General features: G+C 39.3%; 11 protein-coding genes. 5 read left to right on the top strand and 6 right to left on the bottom strand.

Annotated features, from left to right (window positions below; genetic code table 11):
- Positions 1–104 precede the first annotated feature (104 nt).
- Positions 105–509: a ComEA family DNA-binding protein gene (locus H7R46_RS15595; protein ID WP_005066267.1), complete on the bottom strand. Its 405-nt coding sequence runs from the start codon at positions 507–509 to the stop codon at positions 105–107.
- Entirely contained in the window at positions 478–1,284 is an 807-nt protein-coding gene (gene mazG / locus H7R46_RS15600; RefSeq protein WP_005066265.1) for a nucleoside triphosphate pyrophosphohydrolase, read from the bottom strand. The genes H7R46_RS15595 and mazG overlap by 32 nt, the downstream gene beginning before the upstream one ends.
- A 112-nt stretch (positions 1,285–1,396) precedes the next feature.
- On the opposite strand from mazG, the gene H7R46_RS15605 reads away from it, so the two are divergent.
- Positions 1,397–2,170 (top strand): SDR family oxidoreductase, encoded by a 774-nt coding sequence (locus H7R46_RS15605; protein WP_005066263.1) that lies wholly within the window; start codon positions 1,397–1,399, stop codon positions 2,168–2,170.
- A 46-nt stretch (positions 2,171–2,216) separates the two neighbouring features.
- Here the strand turns inward: H7R46_RS15605 and H7R46_RS15610 are convergent, their stop codons facing one another.
- Genes H7R46_RS15610 through cysM form a run of 4 tightly spaced genes read right to left on the bottom strand, consistent with a single transcriptional unit; the run spans position 2,217 to position 7,718 of the window.
- Positions 2,217–4,523, bottom strand: coding sequence for a RelA/SpoT family protein (locus H7R46_RS15610; protein WP_002117181.1), 2,307 nt, complete (start codon positions 4,521–4,523; stop codon positions 2,217–2,219).
- Positions 4,524–4,553: 30 nt separating this feature from the next.
- Entirely contained in the window at positions 4,554–5,945 is a 1,392-nt protein-coding gene (gene rlmD, locus H7R46_RS15615) for a 23S rRNA (uracil(1939)-C(5))-methyltransferase RlmD (protein ID WP_005066262.1), read from the bottom strand.
- Between the two features lie 9 nt (positions 5,946–5,954).
- Positions 5,955–6,773: a 3'-5' exonuclease gene (locus H7R46_RS15620; protein WP_005066255.1), complete on the bottom strand. Its 819-nt coding sequence runs from the start codon at positions 6,771–6,773 to the stop codon at positions 5,955–5,957.
- Between the two features lie 12 nt (positions 6,774–6,785).
- Complete coding sequence (gene cysM / locus H7R46_RS15625) at positions 6,786–7,718, bottom strand: cysteine synthase CysM (protein ID WP_002117176.1); 933 nt, start codon at positions 7,716–7,718, stop codon at positions 6,786–6,788.
- A gap of 172 nt (positions 7,719–7,890) precedes the next feature.
- On the opposite strand from cysM, the gene H7R46_RS15630 reads away from it, so the two are divergent.
- From H7R46_RS15630 to H7R46_RS15645, 4 genes are all read left to right on the top strand, one after another.
- Positions 7,891–10,698 (top strand): ATP-binding protein, encoded by a 2,808-nt coding sequence (locus tag H7R46_RS15630; protein ID WP_086260957.1) that lies wholly within the window; start codon positions 7,891–7,893, stop codon positions 10,696–10,698.
- Positions 10,699–10,791: 93 nt separating this feature from the next.
- Positions 10,792–11,580 (top strand): crotonase/enoyl-CoA hydratase family protein, encoded by a 789-nt coding sequence (locus H7R46_RS15635; protein ID WP_005066251.1) that lies wholly within the window; start codon positions 10,792–10,794, stop codon positions 11,578–11,580.
- 12 nt (positions 11,581–11,592) lie between these two features.
- Complete coding sequence (locus tag H7R46_RS15640) at positions 11,593–12,462, top strand: NAD(P)-dependent oxidoreductase (RefSeq protein WP_005066249.1); 870 nt, start codon at positions 11,593–11,595, stop codon at positions 12,460–12,462.
- Between the two features lie 13 nt (positions 12,463–12,475).
- Complete coding sequence (locus tag H7R46_RS15645) at positions 12,476–13,270, top strand: hydroxypyruvate isomerase family protein (protein WP_005066247.1); 795 nt, start codon at positions 12,476–12,478, stop codon at positions 13,268–13,270.
- Positions 13,271–13,314 lie beyond the last annotated feature (44 nt).

Here is a 13,314-nt window from a genome sequence, read left to right on the forward strand (position 1 = left end):
GGACGTAAATAACAAGTTGTCGCTAATCATAGCTCTAACGCACACAAAGGGCAATTTGATTCTCTGTAGTTTGCGCATGAAATGATAATTGACAGACAAATGATTTATAAAGTCAAACGCGTTTTATTCTTTTCAAAAATGGCTGGACCAATGCCCTTTACGTTTTTAAATTCATCAATATTTTTAAAGCCGCCATTCTTTTGACGGTATTCCACAATTGCCTGAGCCTTTTTCTCACCAATACCTTTTAGCTTTTGGAGCTCATCAATATTGGCTTGATTCAAGTGTATTTGCCCTGACGAATCAGTCATAACTGAACTTTTTGGACTGTTAGAATGAGAGGAGTGCTGCATGCTCAACTTCTGATCATACCTCTGCTGTTTAGCCTTCCACTCCTTAAAATTTTGATCAAAAGATTGAGCCTGAACTAGCGTTGATGAGATCAGGCTCCAAAATAAAATAATGAAAATATTGTGCTTATTCTTCCAAAGATTCATGCTGAGCTGCATGTGTTTTTTCCCCTAACTTTAACTGCCGCTTTGCCTGATTCCACAATTCATCCATTTCAGACAAGGTCATGTCCTCTAATGTTCTTTGCTGTTTTTGCGCTTGATCTTCAATAAAAGCAAAACGGCTTCTAAATTTATGTATTGTCGATAAAAGTGATGTTTCACTTGAAATCGCAAGTTTACGTCCAACATTGACTAATGAAAACAGGCAATCTCCAAATTCGTCTTGAATTTCATCAATATTTTGATTTTTTAGGGCTTGCTTAAACTCGTCCAACTCTTCTTCTAGTTTTTCATAAGCATCTTCTACCGTTTCGAAATCAAACCCAACCTTAGCTACATTTGCTTGAATTTCTTGTGCCTGTAACAGGGCTGGCCCATGTTTAATTTCATCTAATCTTGATTGCGGCTTGCCTTGTTTTTCTTGTTGCTTAATTTGTTTCCAAAGCTCACTTACTTGTTCTGGTGTTAAAGTATTAAATTGATCTGCCTGAAAAACATGGGGATGACGGCGTATTAACTTTTCACTTATTGCCTCAACAACATCTTGAAAGTTAAAAGCGCCTTGCTCACTAAACATTTGTGATTGAAACACAACCTGTAATAACAAATCGCCTAGTTCATTTCTAATTTCATTAATATCACCTTGACGGATGGCCGACTCGACTTCATACGCCTCTTCAATCGCATATTTAGTCAGTGACATTGGAGTTTGCTGTTGATCCCACGGACATTTTTCACGTAACTCTTGCATGATTTTAAGCAATTTATCCATGGTAACCCTCAAGTTTAAAAAGTCGGTCAGTCAAACTAAGATTTTAATTTGTTATGATCAAAATCAAAGCGATTAAATCAGTCGCACTATTGTACTGACAAAGAGAAAAAAGATGAGATACAGTATTCTGATTAGTGGTGCCGCTCAAGGTATTGGGGCTGAAATTGCACGCGTATTCTACAAACAAGGATATAAAGTAGGCATTTATGATATTAATGAATCGCTTGCCCAGGAACTAGCAAATCATTTAGGGCCAAACGCCCGTGCCGGCTATCTAGATGTAAGTGTTTACAGCCAGTGGCAACACATATTAAAGGAATTTACCGAATGGGCTGGTGAACTTAATATTTTGGTAAATAATGCAGGTATTTTATATTCTGGCGCGTTTGAAACGACTGATATTAAAGCTCATCAAAGAACAATAAATATTAATGTAAACGGCGTAATCAATGGCTGTCACGCTGCTCTACCCTACTTAAAGCAAGCGTCTTTTGCACGCATTATCAATCTCTCTTCAGCTTCTGCAATTTATGGTCAAGCTGATTTGATCTCTTATTCAGCTAGTAAATTTGCAGTTCGCGGAATTACTGAAGGTTTAGATGTGGAATGGAAAAAATATGGTATTCGCGTTTTAGATGTGATGCCGCTATTTGTCCAAACTGCAATGGTTAACAATATGGATGCAGGCACCATTCAGAATATGGGGATAGATTTAACCCCAAATGATATTGCTGAGCAGGTGCTTACGCTTGTAGAGAAAAAAGCTCATTTTTGGACGCCCACCCACACTCCAGTGGGTATAAAAACCAAACTGCTTTATCAACTCTCAACGTTGAGCCCTCAGTTTCTAAATCGACTCACCAATATTTATTTATCTAGAAAATAATTTGCAGTAAAAAGGCTGTCATTTGACAGCCTTTTTACTCAATTTATTAAACACCTTGAATCATGCGTCGCGCACTAATGATTCCCGGTTGCTGCTCTAAACGAGCCAACAAACGAGAAAGCTGTGCTAAACCTTTAACCTCAATGAGCAACTTCATATTGGCAATACCATCTGCCTCAGAAATTGTATTAACTTGACGAATATTGATTTGGTCAGAGAAAATCACTTGAGTTAAGTCTTTAAGCAGACCACGACGATCATAAGCTTCCACCACAATTTGAACGCTTTGACCACGTGTTGGCTGCATTTCCCAATCCGCTTCAACAGCACGCTCTGGCTCTTGCTTAATCATACGCTGATAGTCAGAACAAATGACTTTATGGATGCTGACACCACGGTTCAAAGTAATATATCCAGCGATTGATTCCCCATGCACTGGCTGACAGCATTGAGCGATGTGCAGCTCTACATTATCCAAACCATCAATTAAAATGCCATGTGCTGATAGTGTATGGCTGGCACGTGGATTTAATGTTGGTTTTAGTACTAGTTCAGGCTCATCCTGATCTAGATGCATTTGGCGGTTCACCTGATTAATCAGGGCATGTAAGCTAATATCGCCACTGACCAAATTCACCAAAATGTCGTCGCCGGTCTTCACATTAAAATGTGATGAATAATCGTTTAAGTCGATACTTTTTGGGTGAATCGCAAGACGAGCTAACTCTTTATTAAGCAGTTCTCGGCCTACTTCAAGATTCTTGCTACGGTCTTGCTGTCTAAACCAATGACGCAACTTGTCACGTGCACGAGAGGTTTTAATATAACCTAGAGAGTTCACTAACCAGTCACGGTTTGGTTCACGATCTTTTTTAGTTAAAATTTCAACCTGTTCACCCGTTTTTAAAGTATAGGTAAGTGGCACATAACGCTGGTTGACCCGCGCTGCATAACACTTATTCCCTACTTCTGTATGCACATGATAGGCAAAATCTAAAACTGTTGAACCACGCGGCAATTCTTTAATATCACCATCACGACTGAAAACATAAATCTTCTCAAAGCCTTCAAAGTCTTGTAACTGTTCAAAGCCTTCTGTTTCATCTTCATTTTGGTGTACCGTCGTTTCATTACGTTCTTGATAGTGTTCTAAAACAGCACGTAATGAATGCAAACGATGGTTAAAGGAATGGTCAGTATTCTTTGAACCTTCTTTATAGTTAAAGTGTGAACATACGCCTAACTCTGCTTCATCATGCATCTCATGAGTACGAATTTGCACTTCAAGAGATTTATTTTCAGCAATTACAGCCGTATGCAAAGAACGGTAACCATTGGCTTTCGGGTTTGTAATATAGTCATCAAACTGATGCGGAATATGACGCCAGATTTGATGTACGATACCTAAAGAGTGGTAGCATTCTGGCACACTATTGACCAACACACGCAAAGCACGAATGTCATAAAGTTGGTCGAAGCTCAGGTTTTTGCTCTTCATTTTTCGATAAATCGAATAAATGTGTTTTGCACGCCCTGTAATTTCAGCTTCAATGCCGTAAGACGCTAACTCATTTTTCAAACGATCAATGACGAACTGAATATAATGCTCACGCTCTAAACGCTTTTCATTGAGTAATGAAGCAATCTCTTTATAACGATCTGGAGCCAAATAGCGAAACGCTAGATCTTCAAGTTCCCATTTAAGCTGAGCAATACCGAGTCGATGTGCCAACGGCGAATAAATAGTAAGAATTTCACGCGCTACACGCTCTTGGCGTTCACGAGAGGAATTTGCAAGCTCTCGCAAAGAATAAGTACGCTCAGCCAACTTAATTAAAACAACACGAACATCTTCGGTCACCGAAATCAGCATTTTATAAATACCGCTTAGATGTTCTCGTTGATTATTATTAAAGTGATCTTCTAACCGTTTATTTTTTTCAATAAGTTCTGAGAGCTTACCCATTGCCAAAGTACCTTTGACAAGGTTGTAAACTTGCTCCCCGAATTTCTGTTTTACTTCTTCTATATCGGTAATGCCTTCACGCACACTACGATAAAGCATTGCTGCTGATAAAGTATCTTCATCTACATGGAGATGTGCCAGAATGTCGGCCATTCCAACGCCTGTAGCAAAAGTATTGGAACGATGATTAACCGTTGAATCTAACTCTTTTTGCAGGGTTAAATGAGCGACTTTTTCAAGTTGTTCAAGCTCCGCCCCATCTAATATTTCACGCACCCGATCCAACCATGAGGCTAAACCGATTTGCGTTTCGGCGGCATGCTCTACAGTCGTTTCCTCTGACAACTCGGTTAGTTGTTCAGGTAACTGTTCACGTACTGTGACCATACCATTCTCCTCAATATGTAACTCATGTTTTTAATCGTTTATCTCTTGAATTTTTTCAAATAGTGCAATGGATTCAACATGTTCGGTATGCGTAAACATGTCCATCACTGCTGCTTTTTTTAACTGGTAACCATATTGGACCAAAACACCCGCATCCCTTGCCAGTGTAGCTGGATTACATGATACATAAACGATTCTTTTTGCTCCAAAATTTGATACATACTGCATAATTTCATATGCACCAGCACGAGGAGGATCAATCAATAATGCATCAAATCCTTGATTTGCCCAAGAATGATGCGAAAAATCTTTTGTTAAATCTTGTGAAAAGAAGGTTGCTTGCACCAAACTATTGCATTTCGCATTAGCTGTTGCTCGCTGCACCATTTCTTCACTCCCTTCAACACCGACAACCTGACCACTCTCACCAACACATCGTGCTAACGGGAGTGAGAAATTGCCCAAACCGCAAAATAGATCAAGTACCTTTTCACCTGGTTGCAACTGAAGCAATTCACATGCCAATTGAACCATCTGTTCATTTACTGTGGCATTGACCTGAGTAAAATCCAATGGCGAAAAAGCAAAATTTACATTAAACCTTTCTAAGGCATAATGTAAACGTAAAGCACCTTGTTCATCATCAATACGACGAATGCTTTCAGGACCTTTTGGTTGCAAATACAACTGCCATCCTTTGTGTAACGCAAATTGCTTTAATTGGTTGACATCAGAATTGTTTAATTTTTCTACATGACGAACCAATAAAGAAATTTCATTATCACCTTTTGCTAATTCTACATGACCAATGTGCGCTTTGCCTTTTAGACTTTGGAGTAAAGTACGTAACTCAGGCAGACTATTTGATAAGTTTTTATCCAAAACACTACAGCTATGGATCGAAGTTAAACGATTACTATGATGTTCGCGAAAACCCATGATTAAGCGATCTGGTTTTGGCAAATAGCGCACGCCTATTCGAGCACGACGACGATAATCGCTTTGTAAAGATCGAATCGGTTCTAGCCACTGTTCAGGTTGAATACCTGCAAAATGCTGTAAATGTGACTGGAGTACATTTTGTTTTAAACGGATTTGTTCATCAGGATGAATATGCTGCATGCTACAGCCACCACAAACACCATAATGAGGACAAATTGCCTCTATACGATGTGCTGAAGGTTCTCCTAACAACTGCAACATTTCAGCTTCTTCAAGACGCTTCGCTTGATGGGTAATCCGAGCTTTTACAGTTTCTCCTGGCAATGCATAACGAATAAAAACTTTTTTGCCATGCTTATCTGCAGGGTGCTCAGGATGAGAACCATAATGTGCAATTCCACGCCCCTCATGAGAAAGTGTTTCAACCTGAAAAATATATTCAGGTTGTTGGAGGTTGCGAGATTGGGCTTGTTGTTTCAAAGAATGAACCTAAAAATCTGAAGAATTAAAATAGTGAGAAGTAAATTCAGTATGTTTCGAAGTACGTTCCCATACTTCAAGGAAGTCGGCCTGCTGTGGCATAGTCTGTAAATACTCAATACTCGAACTGATCCAGTGGTTATGTTCATCTGCATTCAATTGACCTTTTAGTACCAACCAACGCAAATAAATAAACCATGTATTGAGCACATCCCCTTCACAATAGCTCGTCAATTTTAACCACTGTTGATTACGAACATATTCAGGCACATGATAACCCGACTCACCACGCTTACCTGGTAAACCTAAAATACAGGCAATATCATCAAGCTTTTGAAAATTACGACCATTAAACATTGCCATCACGTCCATTAAATCTATATGGCGATGGTGATAACGGTTTTGGTAATTATTAAAACGCTTCTGGCTATCAATCTCACCTTGATCAAACAGACCAGGTGCAGAGAGCCCATGATACATAGCGCGAAATAGGATAACTGGTAAATCAAATTGCGAACCATTCCAACTTACTAGAGTCGGATGGCGCTTATCAAAAATAGATAGAAATTTCTGCAAAATTTCTGCTTCAGAATATTGTTCTCGACTGAAAGAAAATAATCGAAAACCAGACTCATCGATCCATAAGCCAGAAATACAAACAATTTCATGTAAAGGCAAACGCTGAAAATCCATACCAGATTCTTGGCGACGGATTTTCGTCAATGCTTGCTCTACATCGGCTTCAGGTAAATCAAGATGATATAAATGCGCACCCGCTTTTAAATCAGTTAAAGTTTCAATATCAAAAACTAAGGTAGGGAAACGCATTATTTCTCTCAATTATGAGTTATCGTCCTGTACTGAAAACAGACCTGTAGACAAGTAGCGATCGCCACGGTCACAGATAATGCAAACAATAACAGCATCCGGATTTTCTTCTGCAATTTTGATTGACGCCCAAACTGCACCACCTGAAGATGTACCAGCACTAACACCTTCCATACGTGCTAATTTACGCATGGTTTTTTCAGCTTCAATTTGTGGAATATCAATAATACGATCCACACGGCTACTATCAAAAATAGTAGGCAAGTATTCTTTTGGCCAACGGCGAATACCAGCAATACTTGATCCGTCTGCTGGCTGTAAACCAACAATTTGAATATCTGGGTTTTGTTCTTTTAAATATTTAGAAACGCCCATAATAGTACCGGTTGTACCCATTGAGCTTACAAAATGGGTAATTTTCCCACCTGTTTGTTTCCAAATTTCTGGGCCAGTTGTTAAATAATGTGCTTCAACATTATCAGGATTACCAAACTGATTTAAAACGTGACCTTTACCTTCTTTTTCCATTTGCAAGGCTAAATCTCGTGCACCTTCCATACCTTGCTGTGGTGTCACTTCAATCAGCTCTGCGCCATAAGCCAGCATCGCATCTTTACGCTCTTGGCTCATGTTGTTCGGCATAATAAGTTTCATTTTATAGCCGCGCATTGCCGCAACCATAGCCAACGCAATACCTGTATTACCGCTGGTTGCTTCAATTAATGTATCACCCGGTTTAATTTGACCACGTTTTTCTGCCTGCATAATCATGTTATATGCAGGACGGTCTTTTACAGAACCTGCCGGATTATTACCTTCCAATTTTGCTAAAACTATCGCTTGCGTATGAGAAGCTAATCGCTGCAAACGAACTAGAGGTGTCTTACCTACATAGTGATCTAACAAAAATTCGTCAGCTAAAAAATCAGGTTGTGTATTACTCATGATCAACACCTATATCGAGGTGGGCCTATTGTATGAAAAAATGCTCGGTACTGCACCCATTTCAATATGCTTTTTCATGAAAGCGATTAAAGCTCGGTCATTTATAAAATGCCGTCTGTTTTAAAATAAAGCGTGATAAGATGCCGTACAGAGAGATAAATCTGATGTAGCCATGTCTAATTTCAATAAAACCTTATCGAAACGCTTACGTCTGAATCATGCATATGGGCAATTGATTGCTCTTATTTTTGTGCCCATTATGATTTTAACGTGTGTTGGTGCTTTTCTGGTTTTAACTGAAACCTCGCATTCAGTAAAACAACAACAGCTACATCATGCCTCAGCAATTTTAGCCCGCTATAATCAAATCGCACTAGATTTATACCACCTAGTCGAACTACAACCCGATGAATATGACCATGCTCAGCACATCATGCAAAGCATGTTTAATGAAAAAAATCTAAAACGTGCTGCTTTAATTGATAGTAATGGCCAGACTTATTTAAGTATCGGTTATCGAGACAATCGCTACTGGCCAAACTTTACTGAAAAAAATAATTTTTTTGGTCCAATCTCTTATAACCACAACAATATTTATGGACTTCGTATTAGCGATACACCAGGAAAAACACCTGTCTGGCTCGTGATTGAGATGGACAATCAGCCACTAGAATTGGCACATTACCGTATTTTGATTGCCCTCGTCATTACTGGCTTAATGACCTTACTGTTACTTTTACTTTGCTTGAATTTTTATTCGCGTCGCTGGATTGCGCCGATGTACGAAATTCGCATGCAGTTGCAACGTTTAAATGCAGACACACTAGACCAGCACATGGTAATTAACAGTACTGGTGAATTACGCTTGTTACAGCGAGATATTGCAAACGTTGTTAAACGATTGCACTTTAGCTTTTTAGAGTTAAAAGAACACACCGAACAAACCGAAGAGGACTTACGCAGAACGCTAGACACCTTAGAAGTTCAAAACATTACCTATCGTCAAGCACGTGACCAAGCGATTTCATCGAACCAAGCCAAATCGGTTTTCCTTGCCAATATTAGTCATGAGCTTCGAACGCCTTTAAACAGTATTGATGGCTTTATTCATTTATTACTTCGTCAGCAAAACCTAAATAACGAACAAAACCTTTACCTACAAACCATTCGCAAGTCATCTGCCCACTTATTAGCATTAATTAATGATGTATTAGATTTCTCCAAAATTGATGCGGGTAAATTAGAGCTCGAAACAGCACCGTTTGATTTAGAAGAAGCTGTCTTTGATGTCATGGACATGTTGTCTCCACTGGCTGCTCAAAAGCATATTGCAATGGCGTTTTATTATGCAGACAACATTCCACAACAAGTGATTGGTGATGCTTTACGCTTTAAACAAATTCTAACTAATTTGATTTCAAATGCGATTAAGTTCACTCCAGACGGCGAAATTATTGTTCGTGTTCGTATGGAACATGATGATATCGGACAATGCCTACTTCATTTTAGTGTTCAAGATAGTGGTATTGGTTTAAGCGGCACAGATCGTAAAAAATTATTTGAATCATTCTCGCAAGGTGATGCATCCGTTACACGTCAATTTGGCGGTACAGGTTTAGGTCTAGCTATTTCTAAACAGCTTGTCCATCTCATGCATGGTCAAATTGGCTTTGAGGATAACCAAGAACGCGCTCCAACAGAAAAAGGCTCTACGTTCTGGTTTACCGCACAATTTGTGGTAGATGAAGATTACGAGATCGAACATCCACACTTTGAGCATTTACAAGTGGTGTCTTATCTTGCACACCCTGCTACCGCAAGTGTTTTACGTTACTATCTTGAAAACTATCATGTTCCTCACATCGAGACACAATCGATTCTGGACTTATTTAGTCGTTTAAAACATCTTGATCAAAAAGATAATACATGGCTCATTGTTGACCATAGTGGTGATACTGAAGCGTTATTAAAAGAGATTCGTAGTCGTTATCAAGGTAATTTGGCAGTTTATGGCTATCAAATGACGCTTGAGCCAAACATGCTCACTGAATATCGTGCTCGCCCTTTATATCAACCATTAAGTCGAAGCGGACTCATTCAATTATTAAATGATCAGCCTATTTTTGAAGAGGAGCAACAAGATTTTAATGGTCAAGGTTTACACATTCTGGCAGTCGATGACCATTTACCTAACTTAATTGTTTTAGAAGCCTTGCTAGGCGAACTCAACGTTAGAACAACTAAAGCTCTCAGCGGTCAAGAAGCGCTGAACCTGATCCAAGAGCGAATTGACCAGAAGCTTAAACCATTTGATTTGGTATTTATGGATATTCAAATGCCTGTTATGTCAGGTATTGATACAACTCGCGCTATTCGCTCATTAGAGTCGACTTTAGATGGTGAAATGCAGCTTCCAATTATTGCATTAACAGCGCATGCCCTTGCTGATGAAAAGCAAAAACTCCTCAAAGTAGGCATGAATGACTATGTTACCAAGCCAATTCAAATGGAACAAATTATCCAAATTTTAACGCAATGGACCAAAAACAACTTTACATCAAAAGCTCTAGATAAAGACCATCATGTCGTTGCAGAAGCATTAGACCCAGAAATTCTAAACTGGCAACAAAGTTTGCAGCTTGCAGCAAATAAAGAAGATCTTGCTCAAGATTTACTTAAAATGTTAGTTGATAGTTTCCCAACTGAGCTAGACGAAATGCAGCAGCTCATCGAGCTTGAAGACTTCCCTCAACTTGAGCATGTTTTACATCGTCTTTATGGTGCTACCCGCTATGTAGGGACTCCAAAACTGCAACAAGTGACAGGTGATTTTGAGCAATTTATTTCAACACTACGCAAAGAACGCCGTATAGCCGATGAAGGATTTATTGAAGAAGTTATGAGACGCTTTGATGAGTTAGGACTTGTTGTTAAAGAAGTGGAAAGTGCAGCCCACCAAATCTTGGTGATTCCTGACTAGCATATCTACCAAATGGTATGACTGAGCTGTCATGTTTCCAAATTACAGCCATGTTATGCTCCGCTTATCGATAAAAAAATAAGCGGGAATTTCATGGCACTTTTACGTATTGAAAAGAATAATGGCATTGCAACAGTTTATCTAAACCGTCCTGATAAACGTAACGCCATGAGTTTTGCCCTTCTCAAAGAACTCGTTTCAACAGCAAAAGCCATTAAAAAAGATAGAGATATCCGCTGTGTGATTTTGACAGGGGAAGCACAAGTTTTTAGTGCTGGAATTGATTTATCTGATCTGAATAATCCGAAAAACTCCGCTTTTGCCATTTGGGAGCTTGTTAAACCTGGCCAAAGCCTCTTCCAGAAAGCATTCCTGATTTGGCAAAATTTACCTGTACCTGTGATTGCAGCTCTTGAAGGATATTGTTTTGGTGCCGGAATGCAACTTGCCTTAGCAGCTGATATTCGCATTTCTCATCCAGACACTAAAATGTCGATTATGGAAAGCCGTTGGGGCTTAGTTCCAGATATGGGACTTACTCGCTCATTGAAAGGCTTAATTGGTGTTGACCTTGCAAAAGAACTCACCTTAACGGCCCGCGTTTTTGATGGAGATTATGCAAAAGAAATTGGTCTTGTAACTCATTTAAGCGACTCTCCGCTAGAAAAAGCAAATGAAATTGCCACTGAAATGTTACAACGCTCACCTGATGCCCTAACTGCAGCAAAACGTGTACTTGATGCAATGGAACACCAACCTGAAAAGTCATTACGTCTAGAAAAAATCTGGCAACTTAAATTATTACTTGGTAAAAATAGCAAACTTGCTCGTAAAAAAGACAAACATCCAGAAGTTAATTTTTTACCACGCCAATATAAATAAAGAGCTTAGATTATGAATTTTGATCGCAACACCCCTATTGCTTTTTTAGGTATAGGGCTTATGGGGAGCCGCATGGCAACTCGTCTTATTCAGGCAGGTTTTCAAGTTGCTGTCTGGAATCGAACCCCTTCTGCATGTGAAGAACTGATTGATATCGGCGCACAACCTTTAGATCTTATAAATATTGGCGAATATCCTGTTATTTTGACCTGTCTAGCAGATGACAAAGCTGTACAAACTGTATTTGAACAAATTCAGCCGAACTTAAAAGCTAAACAGGTAATTGTTGATTTCTCAAGCTTATCTGTTGCTGCAACAAAAACGCTTGCTCAAACTGCTGCCGCGCATGACGTTATTTGGATTGATTCACCTGTATCAGGTGGAACAGCTGGAGCAGAACAAGGCACGCTTGTTATTTTTGCAGGTGGTGATGCTCAAACCATTACAGAATTAACGCCTGTTTATAATGTTTTATCTCAACGTGTAACACGAATGGGAGATACAGGAACTGGCCAAGCCACCAAAATCTGCAATCAACTCATTGTTGCAGCCAACAGTGCTCTTATTGCAGAAGCTGTTGCACTAGCAGACCGAGCTGGTGTAGATACCACTTTGCTCGCTCCAGCCTTAGCAGGTGGATTTGCAGATTCAAAACCTTTTCAAATTCTCACCCCACGTATGGCAACTCATACCTTTGAACCTGTTCAGTGGAAAGTTCAAACATTATCAAAGGATCTTAACAACGCAGTAACATTGGCTAACAATGTTAATTTAGATATCCCAGTTGCACAAAAAGCTCTATTACAGCTACAAACTCACCAAAAAAATGGCTTTGCCGAGAAAGATTTAGCTACTATGATTCAATTAATAGAGCAAAAATAAACGGAGTTTGAGTATGGGTCGTCTTGCAATCAATTTATCCATGATTTTTACCGAAGTTCCTTTAATTGAACGCTTTGCTCTGGCCCATGCTCAGGGCTTCGAATATGTCGAAATTCAATTTCCTTATGAATTGTCTATTGCAGATATTCAAACTCAACTCGAACGCTACAACCTCAGCCTTTGCTTAATTAATGTGCCTGCAGGTGATCTTATGCAAGGCGGAAACGGTTTAGCAGGCATTCCCGGCCAAGAAACAGCTTTCCATGAGGCATTAGAATTGGCTATTAGGTATGCCACGGCTTTAAACGTTCCTCGTGTTAATATTTTGGCGGGTAAGCAACCACTAGATGCTGACTTACTTCCTTGTTTAAAAACACTAGCAGCCAATTTAAAACTTGCCTGCAACTTACTCAGTGAACATGATATAGAACCCGTTTTTGAAATGATTAATGGCACGGATATGCCTCGCTTTTTGGTGCAGAACATTGCGCAGGGCCAAGAAATGCTCGAAGCGGTTAACCACCCTGCCCTCAAAATGCAATATGACTGCTATCACATGGCCATGATGGGGGAAGATGTACTTGAGGGTTTGCAAGAGAATATTAACTTAATTGGACATATTCAATTTGCAGACTGTCCGGGCCGCCATGAGCCTGATACAGCTCAAATTCCTTATGAACAAATTTTTTCTTGGTTAAAGCAAAGTTCATATCAGAACTATATTGCAGCGGAATATAAACCTGAGAATGGTTCAAATCAGTCGTTGACATGGAAGAAAAAATACTTTTCTGATGATGTAAATATATAAACTGTTACGACTTCTGTTTGAAATTTAGTGCGAAAACCACTATA

Source organism: Acinetobacter sp. BEC1-S18-ESBL-01 (assembly GCF_014169935.1).
In the GTDB taxonomy this organism is placed as follows: domain Bacteria; phylum Pseudomonadota; class Gammaproteobacteria; order Pseudomonadales; family Moraxellaceae; genus Acinetobacter; species Acinetobacter pittii.